The organism is Streptomyces sp. NPDC056347 (assembly GCF_042262625.1).
In the GTDB taxonomy this organism is placed as follows: Bacteria; Actinomycetota; Actinomycetes; order Streptomycetales; family Streptomycetaceae; genus Streptomyces.
Window position 1 is genome coordinate 40,467 of record NZ_JBHJQP010000012.1, and the last position, 22,989, is coordinate 63,455.

21 protein-coding genes are annotated in these 22,989 nt (G+C 71.4%); 10 read left to right on the forward strand and 11 right to left on the reverse strand.

The annotated features are described in order from the left end of the window. Positions 1 to 294: 294 nt before the first annotated feature. Positions 295 to 1,254 (reverse strand): alpha/beta hydrolase family protein, encoded by a 960-nt coding sequence (locus ACFCV8_RS05265; RefSeq protein WP_376683892.1) that lies wholly within the window; start codon positions 1,252 to 1,254, stop codon positions 295 to 297. Positions 1,255 to 1,339: 85 nt separating this feature from the next. Between ACFCV8_RS05265 and ACFCV8_RS05270 the strand changes: the two genes are divergently transcribed. Together ACFCV8_RS05270 and ACFCV8_RS05275 are read left to right on the forward strand one after the other, a co-directional pair. Then, positions 1,340 to 1,930, forward strand: a complete 591-nt coding sequence (locus tag ACFCV8_RS05270) for a helix-turn-helix domain-containing protein (RefSeq protein WP_376683893.1) — start codon at positions 1,340 to 1,342, stop codon at positions 1,928 to 1,930. A gap of 315 nt (positions 1,931 to 2,245) precedes the next feature. After that, a complete protein-coding gene (locus tag ACFCV8_RS05275; protein WP_376683894.1) occupies positions 2,246 to 2,683 on the forward strand; it encodes a DUF6083 domain-containing protein in 438 nt (145 codons plus the stop codon). Between the two features lie 101 nt (positions 2,684 to 2,784). Here the strand turns inward: ACFCV8_RS05275 and ACFCV8_RS05280 are convergent, their stop codons facing one another. Next, a complete protein-coding gene (locus ACFCV8_RS05280) occupies positions 2,785 to 3,048 on the reverse strand; it encodes a hypothetical protein (protein ID WP_376683895.1) in 264 nt (87 codons plus the stop codon). Positions 3,049 to 3,123: 75 nt separating this feature from the next. Continuing rightward, on the reverse strand, positions 3,124 to 3,699 hold the full coding sequence (locus tag ACFCV8_RS05285) for a helix-turn-helix domain-containing protein (RefSeq protein ID WP_376683896.1): 576 nt from the start codon (positions 3,697 to 3,699) through the stop codon (positions 3,124 to 3,126). A gap of 114 nt (positions 3,700 to 3,813) precedes the next feature. Here ACFCV8_RS05285 and ACFCV8_RS05290 point away from each other — a divergent pair, with 114 nt between their 5' ends. The 5 genes from ACFCV8_RS05290 (at position 3,814) to ACFCV8_RS05310 (ending at position 9,265) form a co-directional block, all read left to right on the forward strand. Then, a complete protein-coding gene (locus tag ACFCV8_RS05290) occupies positions 3,814 to 4,650 on the forward strand; it encodes an EamA family transporter (RefSeq protein WP_376683897.1) in 837 nt (278 codons plus the stop codon). Positions 4,651 to 4,691: 41 nt separating this feature from the next. Beyond that, entirely contained in the window at positions 4,692 to 5,399 is a 708-nt protein-coding gene (locus ACFCV8_RS05295; protein ID WP_376683898.1) for a B3/4 domain-containing protein, read from the forward strand. Between the two features lie 245 nt (positions 5,400 to 5,644). Continuing rightward, positions 5,645 to 6,247 (forward strand): GPP34 family phosphoprotein, encoded by a 603-nt coding sequence (locus ACFCV8_RS05300; RefSeq protein ID WP_376683899.1) that lies wholly within the window; start codon positions 5,645 to 5,647, stop codon positions 6,245 to 6,247. Positions 6,248 to 6,386: 139 nt separating this feature from the next. Beyond that, positions 6,387 to 7,949: a condensation domain-containing protein gene (locus ACFCV8_RS05305; RefSeq protein WP_376683900.1), complete on the forward strand. Its 1,563-nt coding sequence runs from the start codon at positions 6,387 to 6,389 to the stop codon at positions 7,947 to 7,949. Further along, positions 7,946 to 9,265 carry an MFS transporter gene (locus ACFCV8_RS05310; RefSeq protein WP_376683901.1) on the forward strand — a complete coding sequence of 440 codons (1,320 nt, stop codon included), beginning with the start codon at positions 7,946 to 7,948 and terminating at the stop codon, positions 9,263 to 9,265. The genes ACFCV8_RS05305 and ACFCV8_RS05310 overlap by 4 nt, the downstream gene beginning before the upstream one ends. 70 nt (positions 9,266 to 9,335) lie before the next feature. On the opposite strand, the gene ACFCV8_RS05315 is transcribed toward ACFCV8_RS05310, so the two are convergent. From ACFCV8_RS05315 to ACFCV8_RS05340, 6 genes are all read right to left on the reverse strand, one after another. Beyond that, entirely contained in the window at positions 9,336 to 9,995 is a 660-nt protein-coding gene (locus tag ACFCV8_RS05315; protein WP_376683902.1) for a YdcF family protein, read from the reverse strand. A 26-nt stretch (positions 9,996 to 10,021) separates the two neighbouring features. Further along, positions 10,022 to 11,092, reverse strand: coding sequence for a hypothetical protein (locus ACFCV8_RS05320; RefSeq protein WP_376683903.1), 1,071 nt, complete (start codon positions 11,090 to 11,092; stop codon positions 10,022 to 10,024). After that, positions 11,089 to 12,414 (reverse strand): hypothetical protein, encoded by a 1,326-nt coding sequence (locus ACFCV8_RS05325; RefSeq protein ID WP_376683904.1) that lies wholly within the window; start codon positions 12,412 to 12,414, stop codon positions 11,089 to 11,091. Before ACFCV8_RS05325 ends, ACFCV8_RS05320 begins: the two co-directional genes overlap by 4 nt. Beyond that, positions 12,411 to 12,668 (reverse strand): acyl carrier protein, encoded by a 258-nt coding sequence (locus ACFCV8_RS05330; RefSeq protein WP_376683905.1) that lies wholly within the window; start codon positions 12,666 to 12,668, stop codon positions 12,411 to 12,413. The genes ACFCV8_RS05325 and ACFCV8_RS05330 overlap by 4 nt, the downstream gene beginning before the upstream one ends. Before the next feature lie 12 nt (positions 12,669 to 12,680). Beyond that, positions 12,681 to 13,724 (reverse strand): radical SAM protein, encoded by a 1,044-nt coding sequence (locus ACFCV8_RS05335; protein ID WP_376683906.1) that lies wholly within the window; start codon positions 13,722 to 13,724, stop codon positions 12,681 to 12,683. A 1,483-nt stretch (positions 13,725 to 15,207) separates the two neighbouring features. Further along, complete coding sequence (locus tag ACFCV8_RS05340; protein ID WP_376683907.1) at positions 15,208 to 16,623, reverse strand: MFS transporter; 1,416 nt, start codon at positions 16,621 to 16,623, stop codon at positions 15,208 to 15,210. 60 nt (positions 16,624 to 16,683) lie between these two features. Between ACFCV8_RS05340 and ACFCV8_RS05345 the strand changes: the two genes are divergently transcribed. Beyond that, the gene (locus tag ACFCV8_RS05345; protein ID WP_376683908.1) at positions 16,684 to 17,352 is read left to right on the forward strand and encodes a TetR/AcrR family transcriptional regulator; all 669 of its coding nucleotides are present in this window, start codon (positions 16,684 to 16,686) and stop codon (positions 17,350 to 17,352) included. Here the strand turns inward: ACFCV8_RS05345 and ACFCV8_RS05350 are convergent. Continuing rightward, a complete protein-coding gene (locus tag ACFCV8_RS05350) occupies positions 17,343 to 17,666 on the reverse strand; it encodes a DUF3703 domain-containing protein (protein WP_376683909.1) in 324 nt (107 codons plus the stop codon). The two genes, ACFCV8_RS05345 and ACFCV8_RS05350, sit on opposite strands and share 10 nt — an antisense overlap. 158 nt (positions 17,667 to 17,824) lie before the next feature. Between ACFCV8_RS05350 and ACFCV8_RS05355 the strand changes: the two genes are divergently transcribed. Further along, the gene (locus ACFCV8_RS05355) at positions 17,825 to 17,971 is read left to right on the forward strand and encodes a hypothetical protein (RefSeq protein WP_376683910.1); all 147 of its coding nucleotides are present in this window, start codon (positions 17,825 to 17,827) and stop codon (positions 17,969 to 17,971) included. Between the two features lie 162 nt (positions 17,972 to 18,133). Here ACFCV8_RS05355 and ACFCV8_RS05360 read toward each other — a convergent pair whose 3' ends face one another. Next, complete coding sequence (locus tag ACFCV8_RS05360) at positions 18,134 to 19,039, reverse strand: hypothetical protein (RefSeq protein WP_376683911.1); 906 nt, start codon at positions 19,037 to 19,039, stop codon at positions 18,134 to 18,136. A gap of 93 nt (positions 19,040 to 19,132) precedes the next feature. Here ACFCV8_RS05360 and ACFCV8_RS05365 point away from each other — a divergent pair, with 93 nt between their 5' ends. Then, a complete protein-coding gene (locus tag ACFCV8_RS05365) occupies positions 19,133 to 22,273 on the forward strand; it encodes a tetratricopeptide repeat protein (RefSeq protein WP_376683912.1) in 3,141 nt (1,046 codons plus the stop codon). Positions 22,274 to 22,989 lie beyond the last annotated feature (716 nt).

The following is a 22,989-nucleotide window of genomic DNA, read 5'->3' on the forward strand; positions in this document are numbered from 1 at the left end:
GGACGGTCTCGTCGCCGTCCCGGTGCCGAGCGGCGGGTGGTCGGCGAAGTCCGTGCTCACGGCCGGGCCTCGGCGGAGGAAGCCGGAGAACGTCCGACGCTGTCTCGCCCCCTCCGCAGAACGGTCGCCGAGGTCACGAGCCCGCTCGTGCCGAGCAACGGCGGGCGTCGGGTCCTGCGGCGTCCGGCCTGCCGGCGCTGTCGCGAGGGCGGGCGGGGGGCGCGTCCCTCGGTGCGCAGGGCCGGCGGCGTTCCGGTACCCCGCCCGGAGGCTGCCGACGGGCGGCGCGGACGCTCATCCCTGCTCGCGGCTCAGCCAGTGGGCGATGTCGGCGACGACGGCAGGGTCGACATGCTGCGGGACTCCGTATTCGGCGGGGGTGGACGGTCCTGTGCCGGGGAAGAACAGGTGGTCGGCGGCTTCGTGGACACGGATATCGACTTCCGGCCGGCCGGCCAGGCCCGTCCGCCATCGCACGAGGTCGTCGGCGACGGTGACCTGGTAGTCGCGTCCTCCTTGGAGGATGAGCATCGGCTTGCGCAGTCCGGCCGCGATCGCGACCGGGTCGTAGTCACGCAGTTCGAGCCAGTAGGACGCGGACAGGCCGAACGGCAGATCCGCTGCGGGGGTCGAGGGCGTGAGCTCCGGGCTGTCGACCAGGGCGGCCTGCCGCCGGAAGGTCTCGACGACCGCGGGCGGGACCTGATCGGGGAGCATGGCGGCGAGGTAGCTGACGACTCGGACGGCGGCGTGGTGCATCGGCTGCGCGTCACCGGCCATGATCACCAGACCCGCCACCGCGGGTGCGGCGGCGACGACGGCGGGGGCGACCTTGCCGCCCATGCTGTGGCCGAGGACGAAGACCCGGCCGGGGTCCACCGACCGGTGGCTACGGAGCAGGCCGACCGCGTCGACGGCGTACGGCACGTATTCCTGCGTCATCGTCAGATCCGATGCCGCGGCCGCATCGCGGTGGGCGTATGCGGCCTTGTCGAAGCGCAGCACCGTCGTTCCGCGGCCGGCGAGCCCCCAGGCCAGGTCCTTGAGCGGTTTGTTCGGCCCGCTGGTCTCGTCACGGTCGAACGGCCCGCCGCCGGCGAGCAGCACCACGCCGGGGCCGGGAGCCTGCCCGTGAGGGACGCTCACCGTGCCCGACACCGCGAGTGGACCGGTGCCGACGGTGACCTCGTACTCGCTGAAGCGGCCGGGCTCGGCATAGGGCGGTGGCATCCACTCGGATTCCGAGCCGGTCATGGACTCTGTCGCAGCGCCGTCAGGCATCCCGTCACAACCCTTCTCATTGAGTGCGAACGGTAGCATGGCATGAGATCATTGCGGGATGGATGCTTTCGAACTCTTGGCCCACCCGGTGCGGTTGCGAGTGGTTCACGCGATGTGCGGCGGCAGGGAACTGACCACCGCCGAGCTGTGCGAGCGCATTCGGGACGTCTCGAAGGCCACGGTCTACCGGCACGTCGACCTGCTCGCAGCCAACGGGGTCCTGGAAGTCGCCCTGGAACGACGCGTGCGCGGCGCGGTCGAGCGCCGCTACCGGCTGCGCCGCGACCGTGCGGGGATCGATACGGGCACGATCGATGCGCTCTCGCCCGACGACCATCGCAGCGCGTTCGCCGCCGCCCTGGCGGTTCTGGCCGCCGAATTCACCGCGTATCTCGACCGCGACACGGCCGACCCGGTGGCCGACTCGGTCGGCTACCGGCAGCATGCCATCTGGCTCGGCCCCGGGGAGCTGCGCGGGATGATCGACGGGATGCGGGAGGCGATCGCCCCCCACCTTGCCAACGAGCCGTCACCCGACCGCACGCAGTACCTGATCAGCCCGATCCTCTTCCCCGTCGAAACGCCGCCGGCCGGGACCGGCGCCGGTGGCGCCACCGGGGGCCGCCGGAGCCCGGAACCCTGTAGCTGAGCGACAAAGGACGGCCCGACGGGACCGCGGGCTCAGGCACCACGTCCCGGACCCGCCGCGACACGGCAGCCCAAGGCGTGCGACTCCTCGCGGACGGGCCGGGACGGCGCCGCGTCCGTCTCGATCGTCCGGGCGCACACCAACCAGGCCGGTGAGCCGGGCGACCGGTAATGGTTCGGCCCGAGGTGCGAAGCACCTGTGTGACGTGGAGTGTCTCGTGTGGCGCCGTACGGCCGCTCCGGCCCCCCTGACCACTTCCGTACCGGCCGGATCGCGCCCTACCGCGCCCGCCGGCCCACCCGGACCCTGAAGCCCATGGGGGACACCGAGAACTCCGTGCCCGGCCCGGACCGCCCCGACGACGACCTGCAGGCCCTCCGTGAAGGCGCCACCGCACCGCCGCCGCCCGCACCGCCCCGCTGCCCGGACTGCGGGCTCCCGCAGGAGCGGTATCCCACCCTCTACGACGGCCACTGGGTGCTCCTCGAATCCGGCATCACCGTGCCCTCCCACCACCTGCCACCCCGTCGACGATGGCTCACCACCACCGACGGCACCGCGTGGAACACATGGGACGCCGAACCGACCCCCGGCGCCCGGTGCCGGGTCGCCCATCATCTCGTCTGCCCCTCCCCCACCACCGGCCCCTCCTGGCGCTGGCCCCTGGGCACGGCCTTGCGCGAGAAGAACGGCCACCGGGCGCAGCGCCTGTTCGACCTGCCCGAACTCCGCGACTTCCCGGACGCGTGCTGACGAAACGGCGCCCACCGGGTGGCGAGGCCGCAGCGGAACGGGCCCGGCGACCGTCTCCGACGCGGCCTCGGATCACCTGCGGGGCCGGGGCGGGGGCAGGATCAGAACAGGGCGATCGTGCCGTCCGACGAAGACGCCTCGCCCGGGGCCGCATCATCGGTCGTGAGCTCCATCCGCCGGCCCGCCCAGGGCCGTTCGACGATCGCCAGCGACTGACGGCAGGACACGAGCATGCCGTCCGCGTCACGACGCTGCGCGGGAGCGTCGTGACGCCACAGCTGCCCCTTCGTGGGGCGCCCGACAACCGGGGCGACAGCGACGTCGCGGCCACATCCTGGGCAGTCCATGCGGGGTAATCTCGTCATCCGCTCAGTGTGCCCACGCCCGATCGGCCGCACACGGCCGGCGCGGCTCCGGCTCGAAGCCGTCCGCCCTCCTCGTCAGGCGGGGCCGGGCGGCAGGTGAACGGTCATGATCAGATGGCAGGTTCCGGTCCCCGAGCCCCGGTAGGCGTGGGCGACGTCGCCGCCGAAAGCGACCGTCTGACCCGCCTCGACCGGGTACTCGGCGCCGTCGACCACGAGGACCATCCGCCCGGCGTTGACACTGACGGTTTCGGTCACGCCGGCCTGGTGGGGGTGGCTCGGACACTCCTCGCCGGGCTCCAGTGTCCAGCGCCAGACCTCGGTGGCCGCCGGCCCGCCCGTGGTCAGCATGAGCCGGGCCGCACTGCCGCGCTCCCCCTTCCACAAGGGCGTGACGGCATCGGCGCTCACCACCCGGACGCGTTCCTCCGAGCGGCATTCCATCAGGGCGGACACCGAGACGCCCAGGGTGTCGGCGAGCCGGACCAGAGTGGCGAAGTTCGGGTTGCCCTGGGCCTTCTCCAGCGCGACCAGGGCTCCCTTGCTGACCTTGGCGCGGCGGCCGAGTTCGTCCAGGGACAGCCCGGCGCGGGTGCGGGCCGCGCGGACGTTGTACGCGAGCGTTCGCAGCGCCGTCTCGGTCCCGGCCATCGCTTCCTCCCGGCAGGTGGGTCGTCGCACCGCACCGCGCGGTCGGTCGGTTGACAACCTTCGGTCGGTGCGTTGTACGGTTCAGTCGTTTCACTGATGCTAAGGGATGCACTCGTGATCGCTCTGCTGCTGGCCCTGGGCAGCTCCCTGGCCTACGGATGCGCCGACTTCCTCGGTGGCCTCGGCGCCCGCAGGGCTCACGTCCTGCGCACCGTGATGATCGCCGCACCGGCCTCCCTCGCCGTCGAACTGCTGCTGTGGCCCTTTCTCGGCGCCTCTTTCGCCCCTGCCACCCTCGGCTGGGGCGTGGCGTCCGGCATCGCTTCGGCCGGCGTTCTCGCGCTGCTCTACCGCACCCTCGCGATCGGCCCGATGAATGTCCTCTCGCCGCTCACCGCGCTGGTCTCGGCGATGCTGCCGGTCGGTGTCGGCCTGCTGCAGGGCGAGCGCCTGGGACCGGCGGGGCTGATCGGCCTGCCACTGGCGCTGGCAGCGGTGGTGCTGGTGAGCGCGGGACACGGATCCGGCGGCGCCCGGCCGTCGCGTACCGCGCTACTGCTCGCCTTCGGCGCCGGGGCCGCCATCGCCCTGCAGCTCGTCTTCCTGCACCAGGCGCCCGCGGACAGCGGCGTCGGCCCGCTGATCATCGGCCGCGTCACCTCCTCCGTGGTCACCCTCGCCGCGGCCGGGCTGATGCGCCGGCGGCTGGGCCCGGAGAAGCCCGCGTACGCGATGTCGGCGACGGCAGGCGCGCTGGACTCGGTGGCCAACCTGCTGTTCCTGCTCGCCGCCCGCAGTGGAGACCTGGCCGTCGTCGCCGTGATCACCGCCCTGTACCCGGCCGGCACCGTCCTGCTCGCCCGCGGCGTCCTCGCCGAGCGGATCCACCGCGGCCAACTGGTCGGCCTGGGCGCCGCCGCCGTCGCCGTCGGCCTCCTCGCTCTCAGCTGACCCCACAGCCCCGCCCGCGCTCCTGGAACGGACCCCGCCAGATGACCGCCTTCCGCATCGCCCCCGCCGTGGCCGACGCCTTCCCCGGCACCCTCATCGCCGTCGTCATCGCCACCGGACTGCGCGGCGACCGGCCCTGGCCCGCCACCGGCGCCGCCATGGAGAAGCTGGAGCGGCAGCTCGCCGACGGCACCTGGCAGCCGGCCGACGAGAGCGACCCGCGCATCGAGGCATGGCATACCGCCTACCGCTCCTTCGGCACCAACCCCCGCCGCATCCGCCCCAGCGTCGACGCCCTGGGCCGCCGCCTCGCCAAGAGGGGCGCCCTCCCCCGGATCAACCCGGCCGTCGACTCCTACAACACCGTCTCCGTACGCCACGGCCTGCCCGCCGGAGCCTTCGACCTCGACCACGTCACCGGTGACATCGAGATCCGCTACGCCGACGGCGGCGAGACGTTCATCCCGCTCGGCGAGGAGGCCACCGTCGAGCACGCCAGGCCCGGCGAAGTCGTCTACACCGACACCACCGATGTCCTCACCCGGCACTGGAACCACCGCGACGCCCACCGCACCCGCGTCACCGAGACCTCCACCCACGTCGCCTTCGTCCTCGAAACCCTCCACGCCGTCCGCGACGGGCACCTGCTCAGGACCGCGGCCGACGACTTGCGGACCCTGCTCCGGCCGCACTGCGAGAAGAGCACCGTGCGCCACCTCGGCCCGGCGCACCACGACGCCGACGTCTGACCACCACCGCCCGGCTCCACCCCGCAACCGCCCCGGCACCGTCCCTTGCCGCGGACACGGGGGTCCCGCCGGCGAGGACGTCGCGCACCTGACGGCCTTGTTCCCTTCGACCGCTCGTGGTCGCGCGGCCGGGGGCATACTGGTCGCGACGCTTCGTGGCACGCACCGCGCCGCCGGGCCGTTCCCGGACACGCGTCCGGTCGGTACGGGCACCTCATTGCCGATGTCTTCGAGGGGAGCCGTTCATGACCACGGCGAAGGACCTGTTCATCATCGCCATGGATCCGAAGCACTCCGTGGGGCAGGGCGACCTGTCGCTCGCGCTCGCGGGGGCCGAGCTGATCGATCTCATCGGCGCGGGAGCGGTGGCCGTGGACGCGGACCGCATCGTGCCCGGTGAATCCCCGGCGCCGGGCGACCGGTTCGTCGGCGAGGCGGCGGCCGGGCTCACCCGGCAGGCGCCCTTCGAGCGGATCGATGACTGGCTGTGGCGCCGGGGCCGGGACCTGTCGGCCGCCTACCAGGCCGCCCTGGAGGAGAGCGGCGAGCTGAGACCGCGGCGAGGCGGCCGGCTGTCGTTCGGCTCGGAACGCGTGGAGCCGGCCGATACGCCCGCGCGCCGCCGCGCCACCGAGCGCCGGCAGGAACGGGAGCCGGTTCTGGCCGCCCTCGCCTCGGCCGTGGGCATCGACGACGAACGGCCCGACGACGGGACGACCGGTCTCGATGACGAGGCGGTGACGACCGTCGTGGCCGCCGTCCACGACGCGGTGATGGAACTGGAGGCCGTACGCCAGCGGCGGACCATCGAGAACGCGGCCTTCGCCAACATCTGGCGCGGCCCCTGAGCCGTCCCGCCTTCGGGAACGCCGCCGGGTCCGTACGGCCCCGGCAACCGGCCGGGGCGGGGCACGCCGGCCGCGAGCCGTACGCGCCCCCGTCCGGGCTGCCCTCCTGCGAGTGGTCACCGTCTCGTCGAGGGGGCCCGTGGACATCCCCGACCGCCTGAGTGCGGGTGAGCGGATCCGGCCCCTTCGGGAGTCGCGCGGCGCGTCCCGTGACCCTTGCCGTGATCCCGGCGAGGACCTAGCATCCCCTCTCGATCGACAAAATTGGTCCAGTCCAGTCCGGTTCGAGGCTGAACACCACGTCGGGAGACCCTTGTTGCCCCCGTTCCCTCTCTCTCCGGAACAACGGAGCATGCTCTTCCTGGAGGGCCTCTTCGGTCCCGGGATCTTCCGCAACACACTCATCTCCCTCCCGCTCCGGCCCGGAACGACAAGGGCCCGGGTCCAGTACGCGATCACACGCCTGCAGCGGCGACAGGAGGCGCTGCGCAGCGCTCTCGTCGGGCGTGCGCCCTACCTGCAGCGGATCGGGACCGCCGATCCCCGGCTGCGCACCGTCGTCGCACGCCCCGGCGAGAGTGCGGGAGACCTGCTGACCGCCCGGAAAGCCTCCTGCCTGGGGTCGGCGCAGGTCCGCGAGACCCCTGGCCGCGCGGAGTACGAGCTGATCGAGGATTCGGCCGGGCTGGAGCGATTCCTGCTGGTGACCCTGGATCACCTCGTCTGCGACGGGCACGCCGAGCGGGTCCTGACGGCCGAGCTGACGGCCCTGCTGGAAGGGGCGCCCGGACAACGCGGGATTGATTCGAGCCAACTTCCGGTCAGTTACCGTGAGTTGTGCGAGCAGCGGGTGGAGGCCTCGGCCCGTGCCGAGCGCGAGACACGGTACTGGTCCCGCGCCCTGGACCGCCTCGAGCCGGTTTCGGGACTGATCCCCCGGACCGGCGGGCCGGCCACCGGACCGGCGGGCGAACTGCTCCTGGGCCAGGTGCAGAAGCTCTACCGCGGGCCGGCCCTGCATGCGCTGGTCGGCGCCGTCTGCCGGGCCCATGGGGCCACCGCCTTCTCGGTGCTGGCGGCACTGACCGCGGCGGCGATCTGGCATCGCGGCGGGCCCCGTACGCTCGCGCTCTTCACACCGGTCTCGACCCGGCAGCGGCCGGGGTTCGACGTCGCCGCCGGATGCTTCGTGCACGACCGCCCGGTGGTCTGCCGCATCGATCCCGACCAGGCCCTGTCGGACTGCTTCAAGTCCGTCATGGGCCAGAACCTGGCCGCTCTCCGCTTCTCCGCACTGAGCGTCGCGGATCTCGCCTGCGCCGTACCGCCGTTGGGCGCGGCGCTGCTCCACGACGGCATCGACTACGTGCAGCTGCACGTCGGGATGGCGGCCGAGGCCGCGGCCGACCCGGCGGCCACCTCGCGTTCCACCGCCGACGCCACCGGTCCGGTGCCGGTCCCGGACGAGCGCGAGCCCCGCGCCCTGGGGCCCTTCCGCCCGGCCCTGGACCTGAGTGTCACCACTTTGCGCTTCGAGTTCACGCCCGGGGCAACGACCGTGCGGTCCTTCTGCGGGGGTCCCGCGGACGGGCCGGCCGTGGCCGAGGGCCTCGCGGACGACGTGCTGGCACTGCTGGCCGGCGTGGAACGCAATGCGGAGGGCACGGTCGCGGCCCTGGTCGAGAGTACGCTGCCGCGGTGAAAGCGCGGGCGCGCCCCGGACACAACGGTGCCGCGGCGACGGAACGGCGTGAACAGCGGCTGTGGTCAAGGGACTTCGGGCTGTTCTTCCTTTCCCGCGCCGTGGCGCGGCTCGGCGACACGATGCTGCCGGTGGCGCTGGCCGCGGGGCTGCTGCAGCAGGGCCACAGCGCCACGTCGGTCGGTCTGGCCATGGCGGTACCCACCGTGTCCTGGGCCGTCCTGGTCATCTTCGCGGGGGTGATCGCCGACCGTGTCGATCCGCGGCGGCTGATGATCGGGGCCGATCTGCTCCGACTGGCCAGTCAGTCCTGCGCGGCCGGCATCTTCCTCTCCGGTCATGTGGCGCTCTGGCAGGTCCTGGTGATCGGTCTGGTCAACGGTGGCGCCGCGGCGGTCTTCCAGCCCGGAGTGGCCGGCACGGTGCGCCGGTTGTCCGCGGACGCGCAGCAGGGCAACGGGGCGATCCGCACCGTCGAGGCGGTGATGTCGCTCGTCGGCCCGACGGCCGCGGGACTTCTGGTCGCCGTGGCATCGGCCGGCAGCGTCTTCGCCGTGCACGCCGGTACGTACGCCGTCAGCGCCCTGTGCCTGTGGGCGATGCGACTGCCGGACCGTACGGCGCCGCCGGGAACGCGCACCGAGGAGACGGGCACGAAGCGGTCCGCGGCCAAAGACATGCGCCAGGGCCTGGGAGAGGGCTGGAGAGCGGTCCGGGTGCGGCCCTGGCTGTGGGGTGTGCTGGCGCTGTGGAGCTTCTTCGCGCTCACGGCGCGCGGCCCCACCGCCCCGCTGATCGCGACGGAGATGGTCCAGCGGCACGGCGTGACCGACTACGGCCTCGTCAACTCGGCGCTCGGCTGCGGCACCGTCGTCGGCGGGATCCTCGCCATGCGGCTCCGGCCCGTCTTCCAGCTGCGGGCCGGAGCCGTGGGGGTGGCGCTGTTCGCCGCCTTCCCGTTCGCGGTGGGCGGCGGACTGCCGGTGCCGGTGATCGCGGCGGGCGCGGTCGTCGGAGGCCTGGGGATGGCGTTCTGGGGGGTGATGTGGGCGACCAGCATCCAGACCCAGGTCCCGCACGAGGTGCTCAACCGCGTGTACGCCTACGACATCGCCGGCTCGATCGCCTTCCTGCCGGTCGGCGAGGCACTGGCCGGGCCCGCCGCGGAACTGATCGGCCGGCGCACCATGCTGCTGACCGGTGCGGTGTGCACCGTGGCCGTGTCGGTGGCACTGCTGAGCGTGCCGGCGATCCGACGGCTGCGGCGGGCCGACGGGCAGGACCGAGGCGAGCAGGACCGAAGCGAGCAGGGCTGAGACGGGCAGATCCGGGACAGGCAGGACCGGGGCGGGCAGGACCGGGGCGGGCCGCGCTCCGGCCGCCCGGCTACGACCTGACCAGGCGGCTGTCGAATCCGGCCCGCACCAGATGGTCGTAGGCCCCGCGCACCGGGGCAGGAACCCGCTGCTCGGTCGCGAAACCGAGCCGCGGGTACTCCTGTATCCGCTGCAGCTCCCCGACCAGCATGTCGATGACGAGTTTGCGGTCCCCGATGGCCGCCAGGTAGTCCTCCAGGCCGATGCGTTCGGACGCGCACTGCACGGCGACCTCCGGCCACACCTTGCGGCAGGTGGCGTAGGCCCGCCGCTCCATGTACGGCTTGCAGATGAGCATGACGGAGTCGACGGCCAGGCCCCGCTGGTCCAGCAGCGTTCGGGTGTAGGTGATGTTCTGCCCGGTGTTGGCGGCGCGCGGCTCGACCAGCACGGCGTCCTCGGGCACACCGAGGGCGATCGCGTGCTCCCGGTAGTGCACCGCTTCGCCGCGCGGAAAACGGTCCTTGGTGGTGCGGCTGTTACCGCCGGTGAACACGAGAGTCGGAAAGAGCCCGGCGCGGTAGTGGCCGACCGCGGTCGTCGCGACCCCGAGATCATGGCTGCCGAGTCCGATCGCGGCCGAGCAGGGGCTCACCGGGCGGTTCAGCCGCAGGTAGTCCCACATCTGCTGCGCCGCGTGCAGGTCCCGGTCATGGATGGTGATGGTCATGGGTGTGTTCCACCTTCGCCTCGGGTTCACGGAGTCAGCAGGCCGTCGAGGAGATTGCGCGGCCGGGCGGCGGCGCCGAGGAGCGCCCGGTGCAGGGGCTCCAGGCGTTCGGGGGCGAAGTTGCAGGCACTCCAGTCGTCGTAGGACAGGGCGAAGCCGAGTTGCCGCCACAGCCGCCCGTTGGCGGCCTCGTGGCTGCCCGCCGGCTCCAGAAGGATCAGTGGAGTGGCCGTCCAGAGGCTGTCGAGCAGGGTGCCGCCGCCCGGCTTGCTGACGATGGCACTCGCCGACCGGGCGAGCTCGTACGACAGCGGCCGCCCGGGTACTTCGCGTCCCACGGGCTCCGCGGGATCCGAGGAGTCCGAGGAGTCCGAGGAATCCGCGCGGACTTTGAGCAGTGGCGGCAGTCCGTCGTCGTGCCAGGGGTGCCAGTCGGGGTCGAGAGTGAAACAACAAGCCCAGCCGACGGCCGCGGACGCCTCCGGCACGATCAGGTCGAGCGGCAGACCGGCCCGCGCCAGCTCCCGCGCCCGGTCCCGGTAGCTGCCGATGGCCCAGCCGCCGCCGTGCACCAGCAGCCGTCCCTCCCGTGCGGACCAGGGGATCGGCGGGCGCGTGTCGACGGGGATGGTCCAGGGCAGGGTGCCGTCCTCGCGGGCCAGCCACACGTGCTCGGCCCCAGGCGCGTAGCGGCGCGCGCGGCGGTACGAGGGTGAGACCACGGCATCGACATGGCAGGCCACGGTGCGCGTCGGCCGACGGCCGAGGTAGTTGTCGAGGAGGCGCAGCCAGAAGCCGGAGAACACCACGAAGGTCTCCACCCCCCGCTCCTCCCAGTGCCTCTCCAGCGCTGCCACGGCCTGTGGCGTGAAATCGTCGACCGGGTCGGTCGCCAGGCCCTGGGCGGCCACCACGAAACGCAGATCCCGTTGGAACCGCCGACGGGACTCCACCACGTTCGCCAGCCGGTCGCCGGGCAGCCGGCGTTCCAGTACGTCGACCGTGACGTCCGCGCCGCGCTCCCGCAGCCGCTGGGCAAGGCGCAGCCCTGGAACATGGGCGCCGAGCGCCACCCCGGAGGTGAGGACGGCGATCATCCTGTGGGCACCTCCGCGCGCGTCGTGCTGATCCCGGCGGTCGCCGCGCGGTCCTCGGTACGGGCGCGCAGCGCCGCGAAGTCACCCGGGGCGCAGAAGGCGGCACAGACGAGCCGGCCCCGTGGGGTGGACAGGCTGCCGCCGGACAGGGGCAGGACCCCGGGCCGCGCGTCACCTCCGTACAGCAGCCCCGCCGCGTTCAGGGCGGACAGCAGCGATGTCACGTCGGCTCCGGGATCCACGAACATGTCCTGTTGCCACAGGTGTGCCCGCAGGCCGTGTGCGCGGGCGCGTTCGTCGAGTTCCAGCGTCAACAGCCCCATCGACATCCGGGCGTTGATCTCCAGGACCGGCAGCCAGCCGCCGTCGGCCAGCAGCATCGAGTCGATTCCGGCGGGGCCGAAGTAGCCCGCCGCCGCCAGGGCACGGGCCACCCGCTCCAGGACGGCCGGATAGCCGCGTCGGTCGAGCTCGGCCGACAGGTCCGGCGGCACCGGGTGGGAGACCGCGTGCCGGTAGCCGCCATTGGTCATGCCCTGGAGGCCGCGCAGGGACCAGGTGCCGTCACGGCGCACCTCCAGGTGGGCGGAGAAGTCCTGGGCCCGCTCGTAGCGGCGCTGCACCACCAGTTCGGTGCGCAGGCCCGCTTCCTCCTGGGCCCGCAGTCTGCGTACGAGCCGGCCCAGCGGCCCCGGCCCGGTGACCTCGACGGTGCCGCGCCCGGCCACTCCGTAGGGGTCCTTCACCAGCACCGTGCCCCGCAACCGCTGCACGGCGGCGGCCAGTTCGTCCGCCGAGCGCACCACCGTGCCCGCCCCGGGCAGTCCGAGCGCCGCCGCCAGCTCTGACGACCACGCCTTGCCGTTGACCTGCTGGACCACGGAGGGATGCGGCAGTTCGTCGGTCCTGTCGCAATGCTGCCGCAGCAGCCGCGCGGTCGCCGGGAGCACCGCGTACGGCCGGACGTCCGTGGCCGCGGCCAGGGCACGGCTCAGGGCTGGGTCGGCGGCGATCGCCTCCTCCACGGTGGCGCCTGGGTCGCCGGTCCCGGCCGGTCCGGCCGCGATGGTCCGGAAGGTGAGGCCGGCCGCGCCGAGGGCTTCGAGCTGGGCCGGGGCCAGGGTGCTGCGGGTGACCAGCAGGTCGTCCGGCCGACAGGCCGCGGCAAGCGTCTCGTCCAGGCCGGCGACCACCGCGCGGGCCCCGGTGTCCGCCAGGCTCGGTAACCGGGCGAGGTCGGCGGGGCGCCAGAGCCGCTCCGCGTCGAAGGTCCCGAAGCGGGCGGAGCCCCGCGGCCGCAGCGGGTCGGTTCCGACCGTCACCGGGTGGGCTCCCGGCGTGCGACGACCTCCGCGCTGAACGTACGGACCGAATTGAGATGCTGCAGACTCAGGTTCTCGAAATCCAGCTCGATGTCGAATTCTTCCTCGATCTGCAGCAGAAATTCGATGGCCTCCAGCGAATCCAGACCGAGCGCGGCCACCATGTCGGCATCGGGCGAGATCCGGGCGGGCTCGAGTCGGCTGCTGAGCACTTTGGCCAGCACCTTCATCACGCGTGTCTCGGTTTCGGTCATCTCCTGCACCGTTCACACTCCGTTCATGTAGAGGAGAATGCACTTCGAGCAGACCGGCATCATTCCCGTCTCCGCCAGGATCGTCCGGACGCGGCGGAACCGTTCGCTCTGCCACAGTTGCAGCGTCGGCGTCTCGTACAGATTCCCGACGACGAACTCCGGGAAGAACTTGCACGAACTCACATTGCCGTCCGCGTGCACCTCCATGCGGTTGGTGACCGCCAGGCAGCGGGTGCGCCGCTGCGCCGGCTGCGAGGTGCCGAGGATGAACGACTCGACCTCGTCGTCCGCCAGTTCCGGCTGATAGCGGATCCGCGGCGCCCAGGTGCGCGAAGCCAGTCGCGCCATGGACTCCCGGAGCACGGGCAGCAGTTCCTCGGGCAGTCGGTAGGTGTAGGAGTGCCAGGTGGGCCGGGCCGTCCCCGTGTCGGGCTCCAGCCAGGCGAAGTGGTCGCGGTAGACCTCGTCCATCGCCTGGGCGACCTGCGGGCTGATGTACCAGGGGAACTGGAAGTAGACGGTGTTGACTCCGACTTCCTCCGCCCACTCCATGAACTCGTACATGCGGTGCACGGTGACATGGGAAACCATGCATCCGACCGATACCTGGCCGCGGTACTCGCCCTTTCGCTGCAGGTCGAGCATGGCTTCCATGTTCTTCATCGTCCGTTTGAACGTGCCGCGGCCGCGCAGTTCGTCGTGGTCGGAGTCCAGCCCGTCCAGGCTCACGAGAAGATTGAGATGCTCACCGATGCGCAGCAGGTCGTCCATGTTCCGCTGGAAGAGCAGACCGTTGGTGCACATGGTCACCGTGCGCGGATAGCGCTCGATCAGACGTGACACCTCGTCGAAACGACTGTGCATCAAGGGCTCGCCGCCCCAGATGTACAGACGCCCGGGAACCCCCGACGTCTCCTGCAGGATGTTCTCGATCAGTTCCGGGGCAAGTTCCTGGCGCTGCTTGTCGATTCCCCAGTCCCGAAAGAATCCCTGCTCGTTCCACTGATAGCAGTGTGTGCAGCGAAGGTTGCACTTGTAGGTGAGCTGCAGACTCACCTCACGCGGAACATCTGCCGCGTAGGCACGGTCGGCGCGTAACCCCGCCCGCGATTCCGAACGAATTGCGACCGTGTGCTTGATGTCCGCGAATTCCTTGTCGGTGAGCTTACGGCTCGTCCTGGGGGACATCTCTCTCCTCGGTTCGACTGGCAAGGCTAAGCGAATTCGTGGAGCAATGCGACGCATCGTGGCGTGCGCGCACCACCACTGTCAACCGTCACTCGGGCCACCGAGCAGGAGCACCAACTCACCACGCAGTGCGGGTTCTTCAGCGGTGTGACCCCAGGTGGAGGCCTTGACACCCATGGTTGGTCTAGGCCACTATTCCAGTGTGTCACTCTGCCCACCCGGCGTGGGTGACTCATGGATTCGGATTGCCGTGCCGGAGGTCGGCCGTGGAATCGCTTGTGCTGGACAGGTTCGCCACCGTGGCAATTCAACCCGACTTCACCAGAACGACAACTGACGCAATACAAATGGCCAAGAATAGACAGCCACACTGATTTTTCTCAGTGCTGATCATTCCCGTATTCCGTCGGGGACGAGAGCAGTGCGGGCGATGCCCCCGAGCCGATCCCAGCGCCTTCCCGGCCGGAGAAGGCGAGACCGGTACGGACGTACACCTGATACAGCGCCGCGTCGCACCGGTTCCGACGGTCACGGACGAGGCGGACGTGCTGCGGACCATGGCCGACCTGGTGCAGGCGGACCGGGGAGACCTGCTCGACGCCCCTCTTCGCCCTGCTCACGGTCCTGGACCGGTTGTGCGACACGTACACGAGCAAGGGAGCCCTCCGTACGGCCCCGGAGACCACACACCACCGCGACATGCTCGCCGACCTGCTGGAATCGCCCGCGAACCACGACGGGGTCCAGGGGCGAATGGAATCCTTCCCCGATGTCTGCCCGGCTGTTCCCCGGGCACCGGCAACCCGCCCCTCTCCGGTCACCGGCCGGAGTACGCACCGCCGCGGCCGTACGGAGTCCTCGACGCCTCCCATCTCACAGGAGGAGTGACGGGCACGGGGCCGGGTCTCCGGAAGAGGGCCGGGCCCCGTGCCGGGCGGCCTTCCTGCACACGCGGCGCACAGCAGCGCGATGCGCTCGCGGTTCAGGGTCCTGCGGGTGCGGCCCACCGGGAAGTTCCTCCGGACTCTCGCCACCGACGCCGACGCGCGCGTCCCGGCCGGCGAAGTCCGCGCATCACCTGTCGCTGCGGGCATGCGGCTGACCTGCCCCCGGTCGGCCCCGGCCACGCGGTGCGGCCGGGGCGTTCACCAACAGTGTCCGCGCCGACCGGCGCGAACCGGCCCTTACCCGGGTCCCGGCCGCCGGATCGCCGGTCCACCCGGAGGCCGCCGAGCCGGAGGGGGCGCGCCGGCCGTACCGGCGGCCTCGTTCTCGTTCTCGTTCTCGTTCTCGTAGGAGTTGACCCGGGACAGACGGGTCCAGCTCTCACACCAGTTGGCGATGGAGCGTTTCAGCGGCGGGCGTACCGTGCGGTCATCACGGCGGCCAGTGGGGCGAAAGCGAACAGTCCGAACATCCAGCGTGCGGTGGTTTGCAGGTCGCCGGTGGCCACGCCGTCGGAGAATCCGACGACATTGGCGACCGTTCCCGCGAGCGCCGAGCCGAACGCCGTCGCGGCGAGCTGGATCGTCGTGACGGAGGAACCAGCGAGTTCCTGATCCGCGTCCGGCGCCAACCGCAGGGCCTGGGTGAGCAGATGCGGCCACCCCATGCCGATCCCCCAGCCCAGCACGAGCAGTCCGACGCTCACCGCCGCAATCGCCGCGACCGTGCCCGAATGCACCGGACCGGCGAAGAAGAGTACGGCCAGTCCCACCAGGGTGAAGACCGGACTGATGCCGATGATCGTCCGGCTGCGGTGGGACATCCCGCTGCACGCGATCGATCCGAGCGTCCAGCCGGCGGCCAGAACGGCGCCCAGATAGCCGGCCGCGAGCGGCCCGAGCCCCTGCAGTCGCTGCCCGAAGTAGGGGATGTAGACCTCCACCGTGCTGGCGAGCACCAGCAACGCCATGGTCAGGTAGACGAAACGCAGCCGCGCGTCGGGCCCGAACGCGGTGGCCGGGACGAGCCGGAGCGTCGTACCGCGCTCACGCCGCAGCCAGCCGATGAACAGCAGCGCCGCCACCACGAGTCCGGCGGCGTTGACCGCGAGCCGAGACGAGATGCTGGCCGCGGAGATGACCAGAACGGCCAGGCCGAGCAGGACCACACTCATCCAGGGAATCCGCGGGGTCGATCCACCCGTCCTCCCCTTCGGCAGGCGCGCCGCCCCCCAGAAGGCGAAGAACAGCAGGAACGGCAGCAGGCCCCAGAACGCGTTGCGCCAGGCGCCGAATTGGGCGCAGATACCACCGAGGGCGGGGCCGACGAGCGTCGCGACGCCCCACATGGCGGAGACGAGCGCCATGGCGCGCGGCCACAACGCCTCGTGCAGGGTGATCCGGACCATGGCGTACGACAGCGCGAAGAGCAAGCCGCCCCCGAGCCCCTGGACAAGCCGTCCAGCCAGCAGAACCACCATGTTGGGAGCCAGCGCGCAGACGGCGGAGCCGACCGCGAGCAGGAGTGCCGCGAAGCGGTAACTCGAGCGCGGGCCGCGGGCCCCGAGGACGGCTGCCGCGCCCGCCGATCCGAGCACGGACGCGAACACGAAGACCGTGGTGGCCCAGGCGTACAGGCCGGCCCCGCCGATGTCGTCCACGACCGACGGCATGATGGTCGTCGCCAGGTAGACGTTGACGGCGTGCAGGGCGACACCAGCAGCGAGCGTGACGGCGACGGGTCCGTGTTCACGGCCGAACAGCACCCTCCATCCCACGGTCGCCCCGGTCGCCTCGGTCGGCTCCTGGCTCGTAGCGGTCACGATCAGCCCCTTTCCAGTTTCGTTACGAGTCGGATCGTAACGAAACTTTAGACTGGTGGGATGAGGCAAGCAAAACCAGCACCCGACGGACGGGCACCGGGCGGACGGCCCCGCGATGCGGGCATCGACCGGGCGATCCTCGACGCGGCGCTCGAACTCCTCGACGAGGTCGGCTACACCCGGCTCACCGTCGAGGCCGTCGCGCGCCGCGCCGGCACGACGAAACCAGCGATCTACCGGCGCTGGGGCACCCTGCCGAACCTGGCGCTCGAAGCCCTGACCGCACGTCTGGGCCACCTCAAGGCACCCAGCACCGACTGCACGATCTGCGATCTCAGCGATGCGATCAAGCTGTACGTCGCCGCGTTCCAGCGCATGCCGCCGGAGGCGCTCGCCTCGCTGCTCGCCGACTGCGGAGACGATCCGCAGCGGCGGGAGTCCTTCATGGCCGCCCTGTTCGACCCGCCACGGGCCGCCGTCGGCCAAGTGCTCGACGGCGCCCTCGCGCGCGGGGACCTGCGTGACGACGTCGACCGCGGCCTGCTGCTCGACCTGCTCGCCTCACTCGTCCACTACCGCGCACTGTTCGGACACGCCGTGACCAGCGACGACGAGGTGGAGCAAGCCGTGCACACCCTGCTGCGCGGGGTGGCCGTCGACTATCCGAAGCTGGTGGAGATCAGCCGCAAGAAGGACGGGGACCCACGGATCCACCACCGTCACGCGTGAGAACCGCGGCCCGGGCCGCCGAACGGCCCCGGCTCTCGAGCCCGGCGGGCCCGGCGACCCCCGCAGAGCGGGCTTCGGAGAGCCCGGAGAACGACGCTCCTTGCGGGCCGGCCTACGGCTGCAACGCGACACCGGCCCCGCGGAGCAGGGCAGCCAGGTCGTCCGGGACCGGCATGGGAGCTTCCGGCCCGGGTACGACCGGTGTTGCCGTCCGGGCACTTCCCGGCCGCGGAGCCGGGAGCGGCGACAGCCAGGCGCACCACCTGACCGAGCATCTCCCACACGTCGCGGTCCCGAAGGGCGAGACGGAACATCACGCCGTGGGTACGGGGCCAGGGCTGGGACAGGATGTGGGCCCGCTACACGGCCCGCCACCGCTGCGCCGTGGGTTGCTGACTCGCGGCTCCGCGAAAGTCCGTCAGGACAACCCCGAGGAAAGCCTGCCGTTCTGCTTCTACAGCCGCTGTCCAACATGCACCAGGAGGACAAGGAGCTCCTGTACGCCGTGCCGCCGCTGCTGCTGCAGCGGATGGCCGACGCGGGGCACCTGGGCCGCAAGACGGGTGGGGACAGGCTGTGCGCGGCCCACAAGCGGATCCGGGTCCTGCGTACCGCGTAATTCGGGGATTCTGAAGTCCCGGCCGGGCCGAAGGCGCAAGTCAGAGGCTTGGAGTCTGGTGACACGGCCGCAATTCTCTGGCCTCGCGAAACCACGATGCCAGGGCCGGTCTTCCGGATCAGTCCTCGAGGCGCCGGCCCCGTCGGACCGGCGGCCGACGGCTCAGAGCAGCTCGGCGAGCGGCTCCACCGTCTCCCAGTGACTGAGGTACTCCGTCGCCGCGTGCGGGTCGAAGTCGCGGTTGCTGACCCGCCGGGTGCGTTCGAGCGCGGCGTCGTCCTCGGGAAAGAGCTTCCGCAGCTTCAGCGTGGCAACGATGAAGTCGTCGCGGTCGGCAACGTTCACCCAGCGCTTGAGGTGGGCCGGTGAGCGCAGCGGCTGCGGGCGCAGCCGGCCGCGGATGATCGAGCGCAGCCCGAGCGGCGATCCGAAGGTGACGAGCAGCGGCAGTGGCTGGTCGAGTCGGTGCAGCGCCTCGTAGGCGACGACGGTGCCGAGCGAGTGGGCCAGGACCGCCTTGGTGTCGGGGGTCACTCGGGACAGCACGGCTTCGATCGCGCCTTCCCGGACCCACTCGTCGTCCAGGTAGGCGGCCACCTGTCCGAGGTGGAACGCGCCGGTGCTGCTGAGCGCGGCAAATCCGGAGCGGGCGATGGGCCCGAGCCGTCCCATCATCGAAACGAGCATGCGCAGCGGCTCCAACGGACCTTGTTCCGGGCCGACATCGACGGTCAGCTCCTCCAGGGCCTCGGCGGCCTCGGCCCTGTCGTCGGGGTCGGAGGCATGTCGGCGGATGTTGCCGATGATGTCCCGGGCGACCTCCTCGCCGGTGACCGCGACCGGGGCGGGCAGCCGTACGTCGGATTCGCCGTGGGGCGCATAGCCCTGGTAAAGGCGGCGATAGTAGGCCATGTCGGCTGTCACCACCCCGCCTTCGATGCGGTCAGCCGCGTCAGCGCGGCCGTTGTTCCGCAGCGTGCGCGCGAGGGTCCGCGTCCAGTCCTCCCGCAGCCGCTGCTCGGTCTCGTCCTCGGGCCCGATGCCGTGCACCATGACCAGCTCTGCCATGCCTCCCCCAGCCGTGCGTTGCCGTCGTTCCCACCCCAACGCGCGGGGCCTTGGCAATGGTTCCCGGTGCCCGGGCACAGCCATAATGCGCGCATGGCAGCTGAGCGCAGAATACTGGTGATCGCTTCCCACTGGGACGTCCACGAGAGGAAAGAGGAGGATCGACTGGTCCGACTGGAGCCGTACGCACGCGAGTTGACGAGTCTGTTACTGGACCCGAAGCGTGGTTCGTACGCCCCTGCATACGGTGACGGGCTGCTGATGAACCCACGAACGGTGTCCCAGGTGACCGATGCCGTGGAGGAGGCGTTCCGGGAGGCGCAGGCGGCGCGTGCCTCCTTGCTGCTCGGGTTCCTCGGCCACGGGTTTCACCCCGAGGGAGGCGATTTCCTCTTCCCGATCAGCTCCACACCGGCCGCGCCCGGCCCCGAGACGGCTCTGGACCTGCCCGGCGAGGTCGGCCGGATGGCCCAGCGGTACGGGGGCGTGCCGGACCTGACTCTCGTGGTCGACGGATGCTTCTCCGGCCACGCCCTCCTGGCCGCGGCCGAGGGCTGGCTCAGGTCCGCCATGCAGGCCGGCCGCACGGTCGAGGTGCTGGCCTCCTCCGACGACCGGGTCTCCTACGACCTGCAGTTCTCGCGGATCCTCGCCCGGCTCGTCCGTCACGGGGACATCCGGCTCGACTCGTTCCTGGAGACGAAGGCGGTACGCCTGAGGGCCCAGACGCTGCTGCGGCGTCAGATTCCGCAGGCAGTCTCGTTCGACGGGGGCACGGGGTCGCGCAGGGCCCCGTCGGAGACGTGGATCACCCGCAACGTGGCGCACGACCAGAAGCTGAGCGTGCTGGCCGGTTCTCCCGACCAACAGATCCTGGTGCCCGCCCTGCGTCACTTCCAGCCGCCCGCTGAACTGGCCCGGATCGCCCGGGCCGTCCGCCTGAACCGGCTCGTGGCCGTGGTCGGCGCCATGGGCACGGGCAAGACGACGATCGCGACCGCGCTCGCCCGTCCCGAGCTGCTGCCCGAGGACGAGGGGGACACCGCCGTGACGGTCTGCGCCGTCGTGCGACTCGGCGACGCAGCGTGGGTGTCGGGAACCACCATCGAGCAGATGGGCCGTCAGCTCCGCATGTACCTGCCGGGTTTCGACACCGCGCGTACGGCGTACCGAGCAAGGGTTCCCGAGGCGAAGCGCACGCTGCTGCCGAGCATGGTGGCGGAGGTGGCAGGGCCGCTCGGCCTGATGGAGGCACGCGACGCGGTGCGAGTCGTCGTGGACGGCCTCGACCAGGTGAAGGACCCGACGAGCCGCTCCGCACTGTTCACGGAGCTCGCGGCACTGCGGGACGCGGCACCGAAGTGGTTCGGCATGGTGACCACAGTCCAGGAGTGGGTGTCACTGCCCAAGGACTGGCACCAGCTGCCGGTCCCGGTCCCCGACGACCGGACCCTGCGCGCCTATCTTCGGGCCCGGCGGGTACCGGACGACGCCCAGCAGGTCATCCTCGCTCGGCGGGACGAGAACTGGCAGCTCACGAAGGTCCTGGCCAATTTCGGCCCGTCCGTGGCAGCCGAGGCCGGTGAGGGACTCGCGGACGCCTACCACAAGGCGCTGATCCCGCTGCGGAACCATGCCTCCTTGTACGGCGCCTCGGCCTGGCTCAACCCGGTCCTGCTCGTCGTCGCCGCCTCCGGCCCCGGCATCACCCTGCCCCGGCCTCTGCTCGCCAGGGCGGCCGGGGAACTGGGCGGCCCGGCCGACGAGGAAGCGGTCGGCCTGGTGCTACGTCTCCTCGATGGCCTCCTGGTCCGTTCAACCGGCCGGACGGGCACCGAACTGCTCGGCGTGTACCACCCGTCCCTCCTCGAGTACGTGGCGGTGGAGCAGGACCTGGTGAAGGGGCATCGCGCGCTCTGCGACGCGCTGGAGATCATGGCTCCCATGGAACAGCACACGTCCGACGACCCTCTGCACCGCTACGCCGAGCAGGCCGAGCCCGAGCACCTGTGGCAGGTGGCTCTCACCGCGCCCGACGACAGCGCCACCGCGGCGCTGTGCGAGCGGCTCCTGGCAAGCCTCGAGCTACGCACCGCACCGGAGGCGACGGTGAACCGGGCGCGCTGGGCGAGCTGGGCCGGGCGCCTCGGGGAGCGCCTCGGCCCGGACGCGCCGGCGACGCTGCGCGCCCGGGCCCGCACGGCGTACTGGACGAGCAAGTCGGGGGCGTACGGGCATGCACGCGAGCTGTACCGGGAGTTACTGCCGGACCAGCTGCGGGTCCTCGACGCGGACGATCCCGAGCTGCTCGAGACCCGGTCCCGCATCGCGTACGCAACCGGCGAGACGGGTGGCTTCGTCGAGGCCGTGGCCTTGCACCGGGAGGTGCTCGCCGAACAGGAGCGCCTCCTCGGCCCCGACGACCCGCGCACCCTGGACACGCGGCACCACATCGCGTACTGGACGGGGCGCGGCGGCGCCCGCGAGGAGGGGCTGCGGCTGCACGAGGAGCTGCTGCCCGACCTCGAACGCGTGCTGAGCCCGACGGACGTGGCCGTCCTCGAGGAGCGGCACTACATCGCGTACTGGCACGGCGTGCTGGGCCGCTATGACCAGGCCCTGGAACTGCACGCCAAGCTCCTGCGGGACCGGATCGAGGCGTTCGGCGAGGAGCACGAGCAAGTGGTCTTCAGCCGCATGAACATCTGCAAGTTCCTGGGCGAGTCGGGGCGCCTCCGGGAGACGCTCGACGGCTACGGCGAGCTGCTGCCCCTCGTCACGCGGGTCCGCGGCGCGTACCACCCGAACACCTTCCTGGTCCGGCTGAACATCGCACGGTTCACGTGGGAGCTGGGAGACGCCGCGGGCGCGCTGCCGCTGCACGAGGAGGTGCTCAGCGACCAGCGGGAGGTGCTCGGCGACACCCACCCGGCCGTCATGATCACCCGCTACAACATCGCCATGCTGAAGGCCGAGCTTGGCAACCCGGTCACGGCGCTCTCCGAACTGGACACCCTGCTGGAGCAGCGGCTGGCACGCTACGCCAACCCCGAACACCCGGAGGTCATCACGACGAGGTTCGGTCGGGCCCGGACCCTGGCGCGGCTGGGAGAGGCCGAGTCGGCGGTGGCCCTGCTCCAAGAGGTCGTCGCCGACCGTGCGCGGATCCTGGGCGAAGAGCACCGGGACACGCGCAGGGCACGGAAGGAATTGGACGGGCTGCTGGGCGGCTGACTGGGCTGAACCGGACCGGGTTACCGGAATGGGATCACAGTGGGCTGCATGAAGCGCTGGCCGCGGGCCGGGGGGAGGTGGCCCGGCTCCGGCCGGCACGGACCACGATGCCGCCGCCCCGGGCGGTGGCCGGCCGGTGGTACTGGCCGCCCACGCCACCTGCCGTCTGCGCCCCGGCGCACACGCCTCACCGCAGCGGACGCGATTGGCGTCCCGAACCGGAGGTTACCGAGCATGACCGGACGATGTCGTCATGGTGATTTGCGCAGGCCGGTGCCAATAGACGTTGCCGTTCGCGTGGCGCAGCGCTGAACGGCACATCAGCCACGGGAAACGAACGCCACAGTTGGCAATGAGAAGGCGGCCACGCGGCGAGCGAGCGGCTGGCCGAAGCTCCCCCGTCACGGCCTTCTGTGGGTTCTGGCGGATTCCCGGTACTGGACGGGGTGTATCGGTGCCAACCCTACCGACCGGCGGCTTTTCATTTGGCGCGGCCGGAAGTCGCTCCCGCAGCGACGGCGGACGTTACCCCTCCCCGAGGAACGACAACCGCACCTGACGGTCGGGATCGTCGACATTCGTGTCCGCCGACCACCGTTAGGACAACCCAGCCTATCCGGATGGCAAAGCACGCCGGTCCAGCCGTGGCCGTCACCTCGCGGGGTGACCACCACGGCTGAAGCATCCGTTCGGCATGCGGTGGCGGGCCGTTCCCA

What these genes read in the sequence shown, in the direction of transcription:
- ACFCV8_RS05330 (WP_376683905.1), bottom strand. Translation starts at nt 12,668, where the DNA reads ATGACCGAAACCGAGACACGCGTGATGAAGGTGCTGGCCAAAGTGCTC.
- ACFCV8_RS05270 (WP_376683893.1), top strand. Translation starts at nt 1,340, where the DNA reads ATGGATGCTTTCGAACTCTTGGCCCACCCGGTGCGGTTGCGAGTGGTT.
- ACFCV8_RS05280 (WP_376683895.1), bottom strand. Translation starts at nt 3,048, where the DNA reads ATGACGAGATTACCCCGCATGGACTGCCCAGGATGTGGCCGCGACGTC.
- ACFCV8_RS05365 (WP_376683912.1), top strand. Translation starts at nt 19,133, where the DNA reads ATGGCAGCTGAGCGCAGAATACTGGTGATCGCTTCCCACTGGGACGTC.
- ACFCV8_RS05355 (WP_376683910.1), top strand. Translation starts at nt 17,825, where the DNA reads ATGCACCAGGAGGACAAGGAGCTCCTGTACGCCGTGCCGCCGCTGCTG.
- ACFCV8_RS05265 (WP_376683892.1), bottom strand. Translation starts at nt 1,254, where the DNA reads ATGACCGGCTCGGAATCCGAGTGGATGCCACCGCCCTATGCCGAGCCC.
- ACFCV8_RS05285 (WP_376683896.1), bottom strand. Translation starts at nt 3,699, where the DNA reads ATGGCCGGGACCGAGACGGCGCTGCGAACGCTCGCGTACAACGTCCGC.
- ACFCV8_RS05275 (WP_376683894.1), top strand. Translation starts at nt 2,246, where the DNA reads ATGGGGGACACCGAGAACTCCGTGCCCGGCCCGGACCGCCCCGACGAC.
- ACFCV8_RS05350 (WP_376683909.1), bottom strand. Translation starts at nt 17,666, where the DNA reads ATGTTCCGTCTCGCCCTTCGGGACCGCGACGTGTGGGAGATGCTCGGT.
- ACFCV8_RS05345 (WP_376683908.1), top strand. Translation starts at nt 16,684, where the DNA reads ATGAGGCAAGCAAAACCAGCACCCGACGGACGGGCACCGGGCGGACGG.
- ACFCV8_RS05360 (WP_376683911.1), bottom strand. Translation starts at nt 19,039, where the DNA reads ATGGCAGAGCTGGTCATGGTGCACGGCATCGGGCCCGAGGACGAGACC.
- ACFCV8_RS05295 (WP_376683898.1), top strand. Translation starts at nt 4,692, where the DNA reads ATGACCGCCTTCCGCATCGCCCCCGCCGTGGCCGACGCCTTCCCCGGC.
- ACFCV8_RS05300 (WP_376683899.1), top strand. Translation starts at nt 5,645, where the DNA reads ATGACCACGGCGAAGGACCTGTTCATCATCGCCATGGATCCGAAGCAC.
- ACFCV8_RS05320 (WP_376683903.1), bottom strand. Translation starts at nt 11,092, where the DNA reads ATGATCGCCGTCCTCACCTCCGGGGTGGCGCTCGGCGCCCATGTTCCA.
- ACFCV8_RS05315 (WP_376683902.1), bottom strand. Translation starts at nt 9,995, where the DNA reads ATGACCATCACCATCCATGACCGGGACCTGCACGCGGCGCAGCAGATG.